This is a genomic window from Micromonospora narathiwatensis, assembly GCF_900089605.1.
GTDB classification, from domain to species: Bacteria; Actinomycetota; Actinomycetes; order Mycobacteriales; family Micromonosporaceae; genus Micromonospora; species Micromonospora narathiwatensis.
Map to the genome: position 1 here is coordinate 2,539,622 of NZ_LT594324.1, position 16,083 is coordinate 2,555,704.

13 protein-coding genes are annotated in these 16,083 nt (G+C 71.5%); 7 read left to right on the forward strand and 6 right to left on the reverse strand.

Features of this window, described 5'->3' with window-relative positions:
* Nucleotides 1–39 precede the first annotated feature (39 nt).
* The 3 genes from GA0070621_RS11125 (at nt 40) to GA0070621_RS11135 (ending at nt 3,574) form a co-directional block, all read left to right on the forward strand.
* On the forward strand, nt 40–1,143 hold the full coding sequence (locus GA0070621_RS11125) for a DUF3626 domain-containing protein (protein ID WP_167666800.1): 1,104 nt from the start codon (nt 40–42) through the stop codon (nt 1,141–1,143).
* A gap of 367 nt (nt 1,144–1,510) precedes the next feature.
* On the forward strand, nt 1,511–2,290 hold the full coding sequence (locus GA0070621_RS11130; protein WP_407940343.1) for a hypothetical protein: 780 nt from the start codon (nt 1,511–1,513) through the stop codon (nt 2,288–2,290).
* 693 nt (nt 2,291–2,983) lie between these two features.
* On the forward strand, nt 2,984–3,574 hold the full coding sequence (locus tag GA0070621_RS11135; RefSeq protein ID WP_091194299.1) for a hypothetical protein: 591 nt from the start codon (nt 2,984–2,986) through the stop codon (nt 3,572–3,574).
* 74 nt (nt 3,575–3,648) lie between these two features.
* Here the strand turns inward: GA0070621_RS11135 and GA0070621_RS11140 are convergent, their stop codons facing one another.
* Complete coding sequence (locus GA0070621_RS11140) at nt 3,649–5,124, reverse strand: MFS transporter (RefSeq protein ID WP_091194303.1); 1,476 nt, start codon at nt 5,122–5,124, stop codon at nt 3,649–3,651.
* Between the two features lie 71 nt (nt 5,125–5,195).
* Nucleotides 5,196–5,432, reverse strand: coding sequence for a hypothetical protein (locus tag GA0070621_RS11145; RefSeq protein ID WP_091194305.1), 237 nt, complete (start codon nt 5,430–5,432; stop codon nt 5,196–5,198).
* A 148-nt stretch (nt 5,433–5,580) separates the two neighbouring features.
* On the opposite strand from GA0070621_RS11145, the gene GA0070621_RS11150 reads away from it, so the two are divergent.
* Nucleotides 5,581–6,741, forward strand: a complete 1,161-nt coding sequence (locus GA0070621_RS11150; RefSeq protein WP_091194308.1) for a geranylgeranyl reductase family protein — start codon at nt 5,581–5,583, stop codon at nt 6,739–6,741.
* On the opposite strand, the gene GA0070621_RS11155 is transcribed toward GA0070621_RS11150, so the two are convergent.
* Nucleotides 6,731–7,765 carry an NAD(P)-dependent alcohol dehydrogenase gene (locus GA0070621_RS11155; protein WP_091194311.1) on the reverse strand — a complete coding sequence of 345 codons (1,035 nt, stop codon included), beginning with the start codon at nt 7,763–7,765 and terminating at the stop codon, nt 6,731–6,733. The two genes, GA0070621_RS11150 and GA0070621_RS11155, sit on opposite strands and share 11 nt — an antisense overlap.
* 98 nt (nt 7,766–7,863) lie before the next feature.
* Here GA0070621_RS11155 and GA0070621_RS11160 point away from each other — a divergent pair, with 98 nt between their 5' ends.
* The gene (locus tag GA0070621_RS11160) at nt 7,864–8,052 is read left to right on the forward strand and encodes a hypothetical protein (RefSeq protein WP_167666802.1); all 189 of its coding nucleotides are present in this window, start codon (nt 7,864–7,866) and stop codon (nt 8,050–8,052) included.
* Between the two features lie 60 nt (nt 8,053–8,112).
* Here GA0070621_RS11160 and GA0070621_RS11165 read toward each other — a convergent pair whose 3' ends face one another.
* From GA0070621_RS11165 to GA0070621_RS11175, 3 genes are all read right to left on the reverse strand, one after another.
* Nucleotides 8,113–9,912 (reverse strand): bifunctional metallophosphatase/5'-nucleotidase, encoded by a 1,800-nt coding sequence (locus GA0070621_RS11165; protein ID WP_091194314.1) that lies wholly within the window; start codon nt 9,910–9,912, stop codon nt 8,113–8,115.
* 202 nt (nt 9,913–10,114) lie between these two features.
* The gene (locus GA0070621_RS11170) at nt 10,115–10,768 is read right to left on the reverse strand and encodes a nucleotidyl transferase AbiEii/AbiGii toxin family protein (protein WP_091194317.1); all 654 of its coding nucleotides are present in this window, start codon (nt 10,766–10,768) and stop codon (nt 10,115–10,117) included.
* Complete coding sequence (locus GA0070621_RS11175) at nt 10,765–11,091, reverse strand: hypothetical protein (RefSeq protein WP_091194321.1); 327 nt, start codon at nt 11,089–11,091, stop codon at nt 10,765–10,767. The genes GA0070621_RS11170 and GA0070621_RS11175 overlap by 4 nt, the downstream gene beginning before the upstream one ends.
* Nucleotides 11,092–11,831: 740 nt before the next feature.
* Between GA0070621_RS11175 and GA0070621_RS11180 the strand changes: the two genes are divergently transcribed.
* Both GA0070621_RS11180 and fdh read left to right on the forward strand, forming a co-directional pair.
* Complete coding sequence (locus GA0070621_RS11180; protein WP_091194299.1) at nt 11,832–12,422, forward strand: hypothetical protein; 591 nt, start codon at nt 11,832–11,834, stop codon at nt 12,420–12,422.
* 389 nt (nt 12,423–12,811) lie between these two features.
* Entirely contained in the window at nt 12,812–16,081 is a 3,270-nt protein-coding gene (gene fdh, locus GA0070621_RS11190) for a formate dehydrogenase (protein WP_269455531.1), read from the forward strand.
* The last annotated feature ends 2 nt before the right edge of the window (nt 16,082–16,083 follow it).

The window sequence follows — 16,083 nt, forward strand, 5'->3', positions numbered from 1 at the left end:
CGCTGCCCCCGGCTGCCCGGCCGTTGATACCCTCGCGCGGTGTCCGACCCTGTCACCGCGCCCGGGCTGACCCCGGCGCAGGCCGCCGCCCTGCGACACATCCGCCACCTGGCGTTGCGGGACCGTCCGGCGGCCCTCGCCACCATTGGCCGGTACCTTGCCGACTCCGGGACGGCGTACCGGGTGGAGGAGGTCATCGCCGCGATGGCCGGGCACGGGCGGCTGACGGTCAACTTCCACCCCGACCGGCTGCTCCGCGACGGCCGTACCGTCGCCGAAGCGTTCGACCAGGACGGCGTCTACCGCAGCCAGTTCGAGACCGGTATCTCCAACGGCGGCCTGACCGCATACCCCGGCGGTGACCGGGACCGCTGGGAGGAGGCGATGTTCGGCGGGGCGTACCAGCGGCCGGGCGTGTCCCCCGCGGAGCGCCCGAAGTACGGCGGCCTGAACCTGCTCGACCACTCCGACGGCGCCTGTCCCCGGTTCGGCTCCTGCCACCTGCGGCTGCGCCCCGAGGCCCTGGGCCGGGCCACCTTCAGCTTCGGCGACACCTACATCCAGCCGAAGGATTTCGGCACCCTCGACGCCTTCGAACCGGTGCTGGCCGCGCTGCTCGAGGCCACCGCCGGCACCGGCGTCAGCCTCGGGACGGCCGGCATGGACACCGGCCTGCTGCTGCGTACGCTGCTCCTCCGCCGCGAGCGGGAATCCATCGCGGCCGGGCGGGCGTTGGACGACTACATCGAGTCGCAGATCCACGGCGAGCTGAGCCTCGCCCGAGACGTCGAGGCGCTGGTCGTCGACCCGTCGTTCCTGGGCACGGACACCGGACGCGTCCTCGCCGGGATCGCCGGGCGGCACGGCTTCCCGCTGCACTGGCACGGCGGATTCGAGTTGCCGGTCGACGGGGTCGACGCCGAGTTCCGCGGCCCGGTCATCCCACCGCTCGCCGTGCGGGTGCACGCGCAGTTCGCCCGCCCGGGCGAGCCCGTCCACGCCGCGCTGATCGGCCGGGCCGCCGCGTCGGTGGTACGGGAGCCGGAACGGTGGGCGGACCGGGGGCCGGTCGAGGTGACCCTCCAGCACCTCAAGCAGCTCTGGCACGTCCTCGTCCGGTTCGGGGCGCCTGCCGCCGGTTGAGGACGGCACGTCCCGTCTGACCCCTGCGTGCCGTCTCCACCCTCCCGGTACGCCCGCTGCCGGCCCATCCCGTACCCACGGTGACCTGGGCCGCAGCCGGCGTCCTGCCCGGCATTTCCGGAATGACCGACAAGGCAGGCTGGTTGTGTCCCCAGTACCCCGGGACCGCAAACCCCGTACCGGCCAGTAGCTCCCCCGAGGCCCGCTCACCCCGGAGCGCGTCGTGACGATCGAAAGGGCAACCATCGTGAAGCAGCACTTCACCCGATGGCTCCCCGCCATCGAACAGACCTCGCACCGTACCGCCGAAATGGTGAAGACCCGGTGGCTCCCCGCCATCGAACAGACCTCGCACCGCACGGCCGAGATGGTGAGGACTCGCTGGTACCCCGCCATCGAAGAGACCTCGCACCGCACGGCCGAACTCGCGAAGAACCGGTGGCTCCCCGCCGCCACCAAGACGCCGCAGCGTAAGGCCGCGCTGGGCCTCGCGGGCGTTGCTGCCCTGAGCTGCCTGGCGGTCGGGCCCAGCGCCCTCGCCGCACCGGTCACCACCGGCCCGCACGCCGGCGCCGTCGCCGCCATCGACCTGGCCACCGGCACGAAAACCGCCACCAGCGAATCAACCGCCATCAGCGGGTCGAACTCCGCCGGCGAATCCGACCTCACCACCGGCGGCGACAAGGTTCCCGCCAAGCGCAACGCGCCCAGCCGGGACGTTCTCGTACCGCGCGGTGTCGAGGGCGCGCAGTCGCGTATCCCGCTCGACAACGCGCAGGTCGCCAACGCCAAGGCCATCGTCAAGGCGGCCAAGGAGACCGGTGTGGGGGAGCGGGGCGCCGTGATCGGCGTCGCCACCTCGTTGCAGGAGTCGAAGCTGTACAACCTCGGCCACCTCGGCTCGTACAACGACCACGACTCGGAGGGCCTGTTCCAGCAGCGCCCGTCGTCCGGTTGGGGCACGTCCGACCAGATCACCAACCCGGACTACGCCTCCAAGGCGTTCTTCAACGCGCTGAAGAACGTCGGGGGGTGGCAGGACCTGCCGCTGACCGCGGCCGCACAGACGGTCCAGGTGTCCGCCTACCCGTACGCGTACGCGCAGTGGGAGGACCAGGCGGCGGACATCGTCCAGCAGGTCTGGTGAGTTCCTGTTCCTTCGCTGAACCGGCCGGCCCCTCCCCGGGGCCGGCCGGTTCCGTCTCTCCGCACTTGCTCTCGCCACTGACGTCCGCCTCGGACAGGTGGGGTGACAAGGGGCGTGAGCCAGGGGCGGACGAGGGGCCGCTGGGCGAGCGGCGTGGGGGCGTCGGCGAGGGCCGGTTGCGGGGACGTCCAGGCCTCGTCGTGTGACCAGGGGGCCAATCTCCGGGATGTGGTGGCCCTCGTTGCACCCCCGAGGGCGCTTTCGGGGATGTTGTGGCTTCCTCGCGCGAGGATTGGCCCCTTTCGGGGATGTTGTATGGATCTTGGCGGGCGTTGCCTTGGGCCGTGTGGGTGGTATGCGCCGAGTGTCCGGTTCCCGGGTGGCGGGGTGGCGTCGCGGAGGGAATGGTCGGCGGTCGGCGGGCGTTGTACCGGGCTGCACGGCCGAGGAAGGCCCCCGAACCTGGGGGCTGGTGGCCGCCCGCTGCGATCGGGGTGGCCCGGGCCCGGAATGTTGGTGGGTCGTCGGTCGTTGTACATGGTCCCGGCGCCGCGAAGAGGCGACCCCCCGTCGCCCCGTGAGTCTGCCGGTCGAAAGACTTTCCCCCCCCTTGTTTGGGCGCCTGACGGTGCTTGCGCATGCCCCGACCCCCCTGTCGGCGTGTGTGCCAAACCCCCGAATGGAGCTTTGGTCATGAATACGATGCTGCGTAAGAGTGTTCTGGGTGTTGCTGGTCTGGCTTTCGCCGGTGGTGTGTTCGCCGGTCCGATCGCCGCTCACGCCGCCGCCCCGGTGCACGCCGCTCCGGTGGCTGCTGTGCAGGCCGACAAGCCGGCCGTGGACATGGGCAAGTTGATCCCGCACGGTGTGCAGGGTGCCCAGTCGAAGATCGACCTGAACGGTGAGCAGACCGCGAACGCGAAGGCGATCGTCGCGGCGACGAAGAAGGCCGGCATGCCGGAGCGGGCCGCGGTCATCTCGATCGCGACGTCGCTTCAGGAGTCGAAGCTGGAGAACCTGGGTCACCTCGGTGACGCGAACGATCACGACTCGCTGGGTCTGTTCCAGCAGCGGCCGTCCTCTGGTTGGGGTAGCCCGGAGCAGATCACCGACCCCGAGTACGCGACGACCGCGTTCCTGAAGGGGCTGAGGCAGGTTGACGGGTGGCAGGACATGCCGTTGACCAAGGCCGCGCAGACGGTGCAGGTGTCGGCGTACCCGGACGCCTACGCCCAGTGGGAGCAGCAGGCCGCTGACCTGGTCGCCCAGAACTGGAACAGCTGACACAACACCGCTGGCCGGCACCCCTGAACATGGGGGTGCCGGCCAGCGGCGTCTCCGGAATCGGAGGTCGACGATCAGGAGGCGGCGTCGGAGCGGGCCGGGGACCCAGGACGGGACCGGCGGTGCTCCAGCACGACGTCGACCAGCGCGGCGACGAGCGCCAGCGCGATGATCCCGGCGGCGAGCACCAGCGAATGCCGGAACGCGGCCGACCAGTTCCCCCGGGTGGCGGCCACTGTCGAGAAGAACAGGGACCCGACCGCCGCGATCCCGGCGGCCGACCCGATCCGCTGACCGGTCTGCAGCATGCCTGCCCCGCTGCCGGCCTGCGGCACCGGCACCTCGGAGAGGGTCAGCGTCTGGTTCGGCGCGATGACCAGGCCGCTGCCCAGCCCGGCGACCAGGAACGGCACCGCGGTCAGCAGCGGCACCGACACGTGCGAGGAGCCGCGCAGCACCCACACGGTCGCGGCGAGGCCGACCACCACCACCAGCAGGCCGACGCCGACCAGCGGCCGGCCGTACCGGTTGACCACCCGGCCGCCCACGGCGGCCGCCACCGCCGAGCCGAGGGCGAACGGGGTGATGGCCAGACCGGCGGCGAGGGCGCTGTAACCGAGCCCGATCTGCAGGTAAATGGTGAAGATGAAAAAGATCGCGGTGAATCCGGCGAAGTAGAGCAGACCGATCAGCGTGCCCAGGCTGTACGAGCGCAGCCCGAACAGCCGTAGGTCGAACAAGGGCTGTTGGCGGCGCGCGTACCGCCGCTCCCACAGGCCGAACGCGATCAGGAAGACCAACCCGGCCGGGATGAGCAACCACTTCGTCCCGCCGTGCCACTGCTGTTGCTGCACCAGCGGGAGCAGCACCAGGGTCACCCCGACGCCGAGCAGCACCACGCCGAGCGGGTCGAGCCGGTGCCGGTCGGGTACGCCGGTGGGTCGGGCCGGCATCAGCCGCCAGCCCAGGAGTACGGCGACGATGCCGACCGGCACGTTCACGAAGAACACGAACCGCCAGCCGTGCTGCTCGCCACCGAGCTGGATGAGCAGCCCGCCGAGCAGCGGGCCGACCGCGGTGGAGATGCCGATCGTGGCGCCGAGCAGCCCGAACGCCCTACCCCGTTCGGCGCCCCGGAACAGCTGCTGGATCATGCCGCTCACCTGCGGGTTGATCACCCCGGCGGCGGCGCCCTGGACGAGTCGGGCGATGATCAGCCACAGCGGCGATCCGGCCAGCCCGGCCACGGCGCTGGTCAGCGTGAACAGGATCAGCCCGGCCACGAACGCGGTACGCCGGCCGCGCGCGTCGCCGAAACGTCCGGCCGGCACCAGGATCAGGCCGAAGGTGAGCGCGTACCCGGACAGCACCCACTGCAGGTCGCTCGGCGTCGCGTTCAGGGCCCGGTCGATCGAGGGTACGGCCACGTTGACGATGCTGACGTCCAGCAGCGTCATGAACGCGGCGACCAGGCCGACGCCGAGCGCCCGCCAGCGGCGCCGGTCGCCGTATCCGGCGGTGTCCGCCGGTGCCGACCGGTCCGTGCTCATCGCGCCCCCTGAAGGCCGTCGCTCACGTCTGCCCGATCGCTACCGGACCATCGTGGGGCAAGCGGCGCGGGTCACGCCATCTGGCGCGCGCACCACCGTGGCCCGAAGTCGAGACCCGCCATCGGGGAGTCCTCCCGGTGCAGCAGGCCCCGCTCGGTGAGCAGGTGCAACGGCTCGCGCAGCTCCTCCTCGGTCATCCCGGCCTCCTCGGCGATCAGGCCGGGATAGGGTACGTGCCCCCGGGCCTCCAGCGCAGTCACCGCCTGGTACACCCGTTGCTCGATGTCGGACAGCTGTACCTGCTGCATCGTTCCCTCCTCGGCGTGTCCCGCCCGACCGGCGGGTGGTCTGCGCCCGGCGGTTACCCCGAGGACCCCCGATGATGCCCACCCGAACGGGGGGTGCGACCGGGCGCGTGTCGGGTGTCGTCGGCCGCTCGTGCCCTAGGCTGCACCGGTGATCATCTGGGATCTGGTCATCGTCGGTGCCGGCCCCGCCGGACTCTCCGCCGCGCACGCCGCGGCCCGGGCCGGCGTACGCACGCTGGTGCTCGAACGTGCCACCCACCCCCGCTACAAGACCTGCGGCGGCGGGCTGATCGGCACGTCGCTGGCCGAGGTCGCCGAGCGGATCGACGTGCCGGTCCACGACCGGGTCGACCGGGTCACGTTCACCCGGGACGGGCGACGTGGCTTCACCCGCCGGCACCCTGAGCCGCTGGTGAGCATGATCCGCCGCGAGGAGTTCGACCACCGGCTGCGCTCCGCCGCGGTCGCCGCCGGGGCCGAGGTCCGCGAGGGCGTCGCGGTCCGCGCCGTCGAGCAGGATCCCGACGAGGTACGCCTGCGGCTGGCCGACGGCGACACCGTACGCGCCCGCGCGGTCATCGGCGCGGACGGCTCCTCCGGGGCCACCGCCCGGCACGTCGGGGTGGCCCACCGCCAGGTCGACCTGGGGCTGGAGGTGGAACTGCCCGTCCCACCCGCCGAGCAGGAGCGCTGGCGGGGGCGGCTGCTCCTCGACTGGGGGCCGGTGCCCGGGTCGTACGCCTGGGTCTTTCCCAAGGGTGACCGGCTCACCGTCGGTGTCATCTCCGCTCGGGGCGAGGGGGAGCGGACCCGGGCCTACCTGCGCGACTTCTTGGCGCGGCTCGGCCTGTCCGAGCTGACCCCGGAACACGACTCGGGCCACCTGACCCGGTGCCGGACGGAGGACTCGCCGCTGCGCCGCGGCCGGGTGCTGGTCGCCGGTGACGCGGCCGGCCTGCTGGAACCGTGGAGCCGGGAGGGGATCAGCTTCGCCCTGCGTTCGGGCCGGCTGGCCGGCGAGGCGGTGGCCGGCGGCGATCCGGGGGCCTACGAGCGCGAGGTGAACCGGCGGCTGGTGCCCGAGATGCGGGCCGGGCGCCGGCTGCTGGAGATCTTCGAACGACGGCCCGATGTGTTCCACGCGCTGCTGGCCACCCCGCCCGGCTGGCGGATGTTCGCCCGGTTCTGCCAGGGCCGGGCGAGCTTCGACCAGGTCCTGACCCGCCGCCCGGTCCGGGCCGGCCTGGCCCTGCTGGAGCGGCTGCCGGCCCGTCCGGTGAGGTCGGAGTCGCGGTCGGTCAGGGCATGATCACCGCCCGTCCGTGAATCTCGCCCCGGCGCAGCGCCTCGTACGCCTCCGACGCCCGGTCGAGGGGGAACGTCTGCACGTCGGCGTGCAACTGGCCGGCCCGACCCAGGGCGATCACCTCCTGCAGCTCGGCGCGGGTACCCCAGAACGGCACCACGACGCTGGTCTCCAGCGGCACGGTCGGTGGCTCGTCGGCGACCGGCCGGACCGGGAGCGTGCCCCCGGCGAGGCCGACCAGCAGCAACTGGCCGCCGGTGGCGACCACCTGCCGGGCGGTGGTCAGGGTGGGGTCGGCGCCCACGAAGTCGAGCACCACGTCCGCCCCGTCCGGCGGTGGGCCCACCAGTGTCCGGATCTGCTCCACGGCGTCCGGCCCGGCCCGCACCACCTCGTGCGCGCCCAGCCGGCTGGCCAGGTCCAGTGCCGCCACGCTGGTGTCCACGGCGATGATCCGTACCGCCGTGGTGGCCACCAGGATCTGCACCGCCATGTGGCCCAGCCCGCCGATCCCGATCACCACGCAGGTGGTGCCCGGGCGCAGCCTCGGCCGCGCCAGCTCGATGGCGTGGTACGGCGTGAGCCCCGCGTCGGTAAGCGGCGCCGCCTGGCTCAGGTCCAGGTCCCCGACGTGCAGCAGCCGGGACGCGGGCACCACCACGTACTCGGCCAGCCCGCCGTCACGGCTCAGCCCGACGCCGCCCACCGGCACGACCCGGCACTGGTCCTCCAGCCCACGCAGGCAGGCGCGGCAGTGGCCGCATCCGATGATCCCGTAGACCGCGGTCCGATCCCCGGGGGACCAGCCGGAGACCCCGGCCCCGACCTGGTCGACGGTGCCGGCGACCTCGTGACCGAGCGTCATCGGGGTGGGGAACATCCCCGCCGGTGCGTCGAGGATGTGCAGGTCGGAGTGGCAGGCGCCGACCGCGCCGACGCGCAGCAGCACCTCGCCCGGCCCGGCCGTCGGGACGGGCACCTCCGTCTGCTCCAGCACTCCGGGGGCGGTCATCCGCACCGCGCGCATCGTCGTCCTCCACCTCGTCGCCGACGGGCCGTCGCGGCGGCTTACCCGTGCCGTCCCGGTTGATGCGGGCGGTGGTGGGCCGGGCGCACAATGCGGTCATGAGCGAGCCGAACGAGTCGTTCACCGACGAGGAGTACGCGTTCCTTCGGCACGTACGCTTCGGCGAACTGCCGCCCGGGGTGCGTCCCGAGGACCGGGTGGAGTTGACGGAGACGGACGCCCGGCGGGACCGTCCGGAGCCGGCCGGCGGCCCCGAGGCGTGGGCACTGCGGAACAGCCCGGGCTGAGCCCGGAAACGGCCGACGGGCCGCGGGTGGCACACCCGCGACCCGTCGGACCGGTACGGATCAGAAGACCGGCACGCCCTCGCGGACCAGCTTCCAGTTCGGCACGAAGAAGTCGGCCGGGTTGATGGCGCCCTTGGCCTGCGCCCAGTCGATGAGCAGCTGGCGGATCTCCTGCTGCGCGTTGTAGACCTGGGTCTTCACGACGCCGGGGAAGTTGCCGCCACCGCTGCGCCGGTAGTTGTTGACCGCGACCACGAACTGGGCGTCCGCGGCGACCGGGGTGTCGGTGCCCGGCATGACCAGACGGGTGATCCGCTGGCCGACCGGCTTCGAGATGTCGATGTCGTAGTCGACACCCGAAAGCGTGTCGTAGTTGTAGTCCGGCACGCTCGAGTCGCTGATGTTGGCCGGGTTGACGGCCGCGCCCACCGCAAGCGTGCGGAAGTACTTCGCCGAGTACTCCAGGTACGCCTTCACCTCGGCGCCGGTCATGACGACCGCCTCGAGGGTGTTGTCGTACACGTAGAGGCCCGCGACGTCGCGGATCCGTACGTCCCCGGCGGGGAACACCGCGGTACGGCTGAACGGCGCCGCGATCGACAGCACCGGCAGGCTCCCGTACGCGGTGCCGGCGAGCGCCGCGGCCACCACGTCGGTCTGGACCTTGTTGATGAAGTCCAGGATCGGGGTGTCCTTGTACCGCGACTCGGCGGCCGACAGCTCCACGGTGCACTGCCCGACGACCTTGTTGACGTAGTCGACCGTCTTGGTGTGCTGGCCGCGCACGGCCGCGAGCACCGCCGGGTCCTCGACCACGGTGTTGGTGTTCAGCATGGTGGCCCGCTTGTCGACCACCTTCCAGCTGCCCTTCTCCCGGATCAGGGTGAAGTCCATCCGGGTCAGCCGCTGGCCCCACCTCGACGGCTCCGAGGTCAGCACCCGCTCGCCGGTCTTGGTGTTGGTGACGAACTTCTCCGCGATCTCGCTGTGGGCGTGACCGAAGAGGATCGCGTCGATGCCCGGCACCTGCTGGGCGATCAGTGCGACCGGGTTCTCGTTCGGCAGCTCCGGACCGTAGCTGGAGGTGCCGCTGTCGCCGCCGTGGGCGGAGATGATGACCAGGTCGGCGCCGCGGTCCCGCATGATCGGCACCCACTTCGCGGCGGTCGCGATCATGTCGGCGAAGATCAGCTTGCCCTCGACGTTGTCCTTGTCCCAGATGGCGACGCCGGGATTGGTCAGGCCGAGGATGCCGACGTTCAGCGCCGGCGCGCCGTGCCCGCCGAGGTTGACCGGCTTGATCACGTACGGCAGGTAGGCCGGCTTGCCGGTCTTCTCGTTGATCGCGTTGGCGGCGAGGGCCGGGAAGCCGAGCTGCTCGATCCACTTGGCCAGCAGCGGCAGGCCGTAGTTGAACTCGTGGTTGCCCAGCGTGACGGCGTCGTAGTTCAGCACGTTCATCGCGTTGGCCATCGGGTGCGTCGCACCGGTGACGGTGATCGGCTCCTGCTTGGCGTAGTACGTCGCCAGCGGGGTGCCCTGGATGGTGTCGCCGGCGTCGAGCACCATGGTCGCCTTGCCCGTGCGCTCGGCGCGGATCTGGTTGACCAGGGTGGCCAGCTTCGCGACGCCGACGTCGTTGTGCTGGCTGTCGTCGTACTCGGCGTCCTTGTAGTAGTCCCAGTTGTAGACGTTGCCGTGGGTGTCCGAGGTGCCGAGGACGGTCAGGTCCCAGATCTTGGGGGCGTTGCCCTTCGCCTCGCCCGCCTGCGCGGGGGAGCCGGCGAGCAGGGGAGCGGTCGCGGCGGCCGCCGCGACGGCCAACACCTGACGGCGCGAGGCGCCGGAGGAGGAGGTCATGAGGTGCCTTTCCAATGGGGGTGAAGCGCCTCCTAGGCGCCGTTGCGCACCATAACCACCTCCTGTCACGGGCGCCACATCGCCCCGAGGTGTTTCACCTCAGCAGCCGTTTCGGCCGTCTACGTGTAACACGGCGGTCACCCCGCAGTCGTTTCCGCACCCGGGCAGCGGAACGGAGCGGCGGGACGGAGCGGCCGCCGGATCAACGGGGCCAGACGGCCATCCGGCGTCGGACCTCGGCGACCTGATCCGCGTCCAGCCCGTAACGGGCGAAGCGTCGGTCGGGCAGCTGGTCCAGGTAGCGCCCCGCCGCCCGAACGTCCGCCCCGTCCAGCGCCGGATCCACCTGGCGGGCCAGCGCCAGCAACTCCGTCACCTCGTACCGGCCGAGCGCGGCGGAGACGTCGATGTAGTCGCGTACCTCCCGCCGGTTGACCAGCGCGGCGGTCTTGTTGGCGATCAGGTCGCGGACGTCCATCACCGGGCCCAGGTCCATCACCACCGGGCTGCGGTACCGGTCGAGCCGGGCCAGGCTGAGCCGGATCTGCCGGCCGTCCCGGCTCACCACGAAGTCCCGGAGGTCCCGGTCGAAGCCGTCGAACAGCTCCGCCAGCTCGCTGCCCGGGTCCGCGTCGACCACCGCGTACCCGGCCAGCTCCAGCGCGGCCCGCACCTCGGCCGCCGCCGCGGCGGCAGCGCCCTCTACGTCGGCGAAGAGGTCGACGTCCTCGGTCGGCCGCGTCACCAGGCCGTGCGCCGCCCAGGCCACCCCGCCGCCGAGCACGAACCGGTGCGGGCCGGCGGCGGCCAGGGCCACCCGGGCCACGTCCCGGTAGAAGTCGTGCAGATGGCTCACGCGGTACGCAGGCCCCGGTGCCGGCTCTCCCACGCCAGGCGTACGCCCCGTGGCAGGTTCAGCCGCCGCCACACCCGCCGCAGCGTCCGCCCGTCGATCAGATCGCGCAGATCGTCGATCCGGTTGGTCTCCCGCAGCACGTTCTCGTACATCCAGAGCAGGTCGTCCGGGTCGTCGAGGTCGAAGGCGCGTTCGCTGCTCCACATCAGGCGTACCGGCAGCTCGACGATGCCCCGGGTGGGGCCGGTGAGCTCGGCCAGGGTACGGGCCACCACGGCGGGACGCCCGGGGCGGGCGAGGTACGCGCTGGCGGTGGCGGACATGTTGTCAGGGTAACCCGTGGTACGTCCCTTGCGGCCCGCCGCATCCGTGAGCGGTTCGTGGTTCCCGGCGCGGGCGGGTGTTGGGCGGGGCGCAGGGGCGTGCGCGAGGGTGTGGGCGAGGGGCCTGGGCGCGAGGGCCCGCGGGGCGAGGACCGCAGGTCGAGAGTGCCTGAACGAGGGGCTGTTTCGGGGAGTTTGTGGCCTCGTCGTGTGCCGGATGGGCCGTTCTCCGGGAAGTTGTGGCATCACGCCCCCCGGTGGGTCCGCTTTTGGGGATGTTGTGGCGTCGCGCCTCGGAAGGACCGCTTTCGGGGATGTTGTGGCTTCCTCGCGCGAGGATAGGCCCCTTTCGGGGATGTTGTATGGATCTTGGCGGGCGTTGCCTTGGGCCGTGTGGGTGGTATGCGCCGAGTGTCCGGTTCCCGGGTGGCGGGGTGGCGTCGCGGAGGGAATGGTCGGCGGTCGGCGGGCGTTGTACCGGGCTGCACGGCCGAGGAAGGCCCCCGAACCTGGGGGCTGGTGGCCGCCCGCTGCGATCGGGGTGGCCCGGGCCCGGAATGTTGGTGGGTCGTCGGTCGTTGTACATGGTCCCGGCGCCGCGAAGAGGCGACCCCCCGTCGCCCCGTGAGTCTGCCGGTCGAAAGACTTTCCCCCCCCTTGTTTGGGCGCCTGACGGTGCTTGCGCATGCCCCGACCCCCCTGTCGGCGTGTGTGCCAAACCCCCGAATGGAGCTTTGGTCATGAATACGATGCTGCGTAAGAGTGTTCTGGGTGTTGCTGGTCTGGCTTTCGCCGGTGGTGTGTTCGCCGGTCCGATCGCCGCTCACGCCGCCGCCCCGGTGCACGCCGCTCCGGTGGCTGCTGTGCAGGCCGACAAGCCGGCCGTGGACATGGGCAAGTTGATCCCGCACGGTGTGCAGGGTGCCCAGTCGAAGATCGACCTGAACGGTGAGCAGACCGCGAACGCGAAGGCGATCGTCGCGGCGACGAAGAAGGCCGGCATGCCGGAGCGGGCCGCGGTCATCTCGATCGCGACGTCGCTTCAGGAGTCGAAGCTGGAGAACCTGGGTCACCTCGGTGACGCGAACGATCACGACTCGCTGGGTCTGTTCCAGCAGCGGCCGTCCTCTGGTTGGGGTAGCCCGGAGCAGATCACCGACCCCGAGTACGCGACGACCGCGTTCCTGAAGGGGCTGAGGCAGGTTGACGGGTGGCAGGACATGCCGTTGACCAAGGCCGCGCAGACGGTGCAGGTGTCGGCGTACCCGGACGCCTACGCCCAGTGGGAGCAGCAGGCCGCTGACCTGGTCGCCCAGAACTGGAACAGCTGACACAACACCGCTGGCCGGCACCCCTGAACATGGGGGTGCCGGCCAGCGGAGTGACGGCGATCACCGGAAGCGGCGGAAGACAGGCGGCCCCCGTACCGTTGTGCAGAGCGTCGGTGTGTCCAGTGTCCCCGGGCCTCACCCACATTGCCTTCGCGGAATACCGTTCGGCTGGAGCCGCGTCGCGCCACTCGCCGAGAGGCGACCTGCACACCGACGCCCAACGGCGCCCCGGCCATCCGGCCGGGGCGCCGTTGTCTTCGAGGCCCCTGAGGCTTGGCCGGACGGCCCGGCGCCCGCCCGAATCGATCCGTTGCTTGAGTCGCGGGCTCGCGGCCACTGGCCTAAGGTTCAGATGTCCAGCTTCCGCCAGTGGGGGAGGAGGTGTCCCAGTGGGCCTGAAGACGTTCATCGAAGGTTGGCCGGTCTACCGGCAGCTCACCGGCACCGACCCGCTGGGCCGGGGCGCCGCCGCCCAATCGGCCCGGTCGGCGGCCCTGACCGCGCGTACCGAGACCGCCGACAGCGTGGCCCGATCCGTCTGCCCGTACTGCGCGGTGGGCTGTGGGCAGCGGGTCTTCGTCAAGGACGGGCAGGTCACGCAGATCGAGGGCGACCCGGACAGCCCGATCTCGCGTGGTCGGCTCTGCCCGAAGGGCTCGGCCAGCAAGAGCCTGGTGACCAGCCCGCTGCGGCAGACCAAGGTCCGCTACCGCCGGCCGTACGGCACGGAGTGGGAGGACCTGGACCTCGACGTAGCGCTCGACATGATCGCCGACCGGGTCCTCGCCGCCCGCGACGAGACCTGGGAGGACGCCGACGACGAGGGCCGGCCGCTGAACCGTACGCTCGGCATCTCCAGCCTGGGCGGGGCCACCCTCGACAACGAGGAGAACTACCTCATCAAGAAGCTGTTCACGGCGATGGGGGCACTCCAGATCGAGAACCAGGCCCGGATTTGACACTCCGCCACCGTCCCCGGTCTGGGGACCAGCTTCGGTCGCGGCGGCGCGACGGACTTCCAGCAGGCCCTTGCCCACTCTGACGTCATCGTCATCCAGGGCTCCAACATGGCCGAGGCACACCCGGTGGGTTTCCAGTGGGTGATGGAAGCCAAGAAGCGCGGCGCGAAGATCTTCCACGTCGACCCGCGGTTCACCCGTACGAGCGCGCTCGCCGACACGTACCTGCCGATCCGGGCGGGCACGGACATCGCGCTGCTCGGCGGCGTCGTGCGGTACATCCTGGAGAACGAGCTGGACTTCCGGGAGTACGTGCTGGCGTACACGAACGCGGCGACCATCGTCAGCGAGCGGTTCGCCGACACCGAGGACCTCGACGGCCTCTTCTCCGGATACCGCCCGGAGACCACCTCCTACGACCAGACCAGCTGGCAGTACGAGGGACACGAGGAGCAGGTCCGGGTCACGGGCACGGGCAAGGAGCGGGAGACCGCCGCCGGGTTGCTGCACGAGTCGCACGGTGCTCCGGTAGCGGCGTACACCCGGCGGGACGAGACCCTGCGGCACCCGCGCTGCGTGTACCAGATCCTCAAGCGGCACTTCTCCCGGTACACGCCGGAGATGGTCGAGCGGGTCTGCGGCATTCCGCGGGAGAAGTTCCTGGAACTCGCCCGGGCCTGGACGGAGAACTCGGGCCGGGAGCGGACCGGCGCGCTGGTCTACTCGGTGGGCTGGACCCAGCACAGCGTCGGGGTGCAGTACATCCGCACCGGGGCGATCATCCAGCTCCTGCTCGGCAACATGGGCCGGCCGGGCGGTGGCGTGCTGGCGTTGCGCGGGCACGCCAGCATCCAGGGGTCGACGGACATCCCGACGCTGTTCAACCTGTTGCCGGGCTACCTGCCGATGCCGCATCACGCCGACCACCCGACCTTCGACAGGTGGGTGGACAGCATCCGCCACCCCCGGCAGAAGGGTTTCTGGGGCAACGCGCGGGCCTTCGGGGCGAGCCTGCTCAAGGCGTACTGGGGGGACGCGGCGACCCCGGAGAACGACTTCTGCTACGGCTACCTGCCCCGGCTGACCGGCGATCACGGGACGTACCAGCAGGTGCTGAACATGATCGACGGCAAGGTGAAGGGCTACTTCCTGCTCGGCCAGAACCCGGCGGTCGGCTCCGCGCACGGCCGGGCCCAGCGTCTGGGCATGGCCAACCTCGACTGGCTGGTCGTCCGTGACCTGTTCATGATCGAGAGCGCCACGTTCTGGAAGAACAGCCCGGAGGTGGAGACCGGCGAGATCGTGCCGGCGGAGTGCCGTACCGAGGTCTTCTTCCTGCCCGCCGCCTCGCACGTGGAGAAGGAGGGCACCTTCACCCAGACGCAGCGGCTGCTCCAGTGGCGGGAGAAGGCCGTGGACCCGCCGGGCGACTGCCGCTCCGAGCTGTGGTTCTTCTATCACCTCGGGCGCCGGCTGCGGGAGCGGCTGGCCGGCTCCGACAAGCCGCGCGACCGCGCGCTGCTCGACCTCGCCTGGGACTACCCGACGCACGGGCCGGAGGCGGAGCCGAGCGCCGAGGCGGTGCTGCGCGAGATCAACGGCTACGACGTGCGCACCGGCCGCCCGCTCGGCGCGTTCGCCGAGGCCCGCGACGACGGGTCGACCGCGATCGGCTGCTGGATCTACTCCGGCGTCTACGCCGACGGGGTGAACCAGGCCGCCCGGCGCAAGCCCCGGCACGAGCAGAGCTGGGTCGCCCCCGAGTGGGGCTGGGCCTGGCCGGCCAACCGGCGCACCCTCTACAACCGGGCCTCCGCCGACCCACAGGGCCGGCCGTGGAGCGAGCGGAAGAAGTACGTCTGGTGGGACCCTGACAGGGCCGAGTGGACCGGGTACGACGTGCCGGACTTCGAGCGGACGAAGCCGCCGACGTACCGGCCGCCCGAGGGCGCCTCGGGGCCCGAGGCGCTCGCCGGCGACGACCCCTTCGTCATGCAGAGCGACGGCAAGGGCTGGCTGTACGCGCCGACGGGGGTGCTCGACGGACCGCTGCCGACGCACTACGAGCCCGCCGAGTCGCCGATGCGCAACCCGGTGTACGGCCAGCAGGCGAACCCGACCCGCAAGGTCTATTCGCACCCGGTGAACCGGGTGAACCCGAGCCCGCCGGAACCGCACAGCGGTGTCTTCCCGTACGTGTTCACGGTCAGCCGGCTGACGGAGCACCACACCGCCGGTGGCATGAGCCGGTTCGTCCGACCGCTGTCCGAGTTGCAGCCGGAGATGTTCGTGGAGGTGTCGCCGGAGCTGGCCGCGCAGGTCGGGTTGACGCACCTGGGCTGGGCGCACCTGATCACCGGCCGCGCCGCGATCGAGGCCAAGGTGCTGGTGACCGACCGGCTCACCCCGCTGCGGGTGGAGGGCCGGGTGATCCACCAGGTCTGGCTGCCGTACCACTTCGGCCGGGAGGGGCTGGTCACCGGCGACTCGGTCAACGACCTCTTCGGGATCACCCTGGATCCGAACGTGCTGATCCAGGAGAGCAAGGTCGGCACCTGCGACATCCGGCCCGGCCGGCGGCCCACCGGGCCGGCCCTGCTCGACCTGGTCGGTGACTACCAGCGGCGTGCCGGGTTGACCGGGGAGCACCGTACCCCGATCCTCACCACCGAGGCGGGCACGGACGGGAGGCAGGAATGACG

What these genes read in the sequence shown, in the direction of transcription:
- GA0070621_RS11175 (WP_091194321.1), bottom strand. Translation starts at nt 11,091, where the DNA reads ATGTCCGCCACCGCCAGCGCGTACCTCGCCCGCCCCGGGCGTCCCGCC.
- GA0070621_RS11145 (WP_091194305.1), bottom strand. Translation starts at nt 5,432, where the DNA reads ATGCAGCAGGTACAGCTGTCCGACATCGAGCAACGGGTGTACCAGGCG.
- GA0070621_RS11165 (WP_091194314.1), bottom strand. Translation starts at nt 9,912, where the DNA reads ATGACCTCCTCCTCCGGCGCCTCGCGCCGTCAGGTGTTGGCCGTCGCG.
- GA0070621_RS11135 (WP_091194299.1), top strand. Translation starts at nt 2,984, where the DNA reads ATGAATACGATGCTGCGTAAGAGTGTTCTGGGTGTTGCTGGTCTGGCT.
- GA0070621_RS11180 (WP_091194299.1), top strand. Translation starts at nt 11,832, where the DNA reads ATGAATACGATGCTGCGTAAGAGTGTTCTGGGTGTTGCTGGTCTGGCT.
- GA0070621_RS11130 (WP_407940343.1), top strand. Translation starts at nt 1,511, where the DNA reads ATGGTGAGGACTCGCTGGTACCCCGCCATCGAAGAGACCTCGCACCGC.
- GA0070621_RS11140 (WP_091194303.1), bottom strand. Translation starts at nt 5,124, where the DNA reads ATGAGCACGGACCGGTCGGCACCGGCGGACACCGCCGGATACGGCGAC.
- GA0070621_RS11155 (WP_091194311.1), bottom strand. Translation starts at nt 7,765, where the DNA reads ATGCGCGCGGTGCGGATGACCGCCCCCGGAGTGCTGGAGCAGACGGAG.
- GA0070621_RS11160 (WP_167666802.1), top strand. Translation starts at nt 7,864, where the DNA reads ATGAGCGAGCCGAACGAGTCGTTCACCGACGAGGAGTACGCGTTCCTT.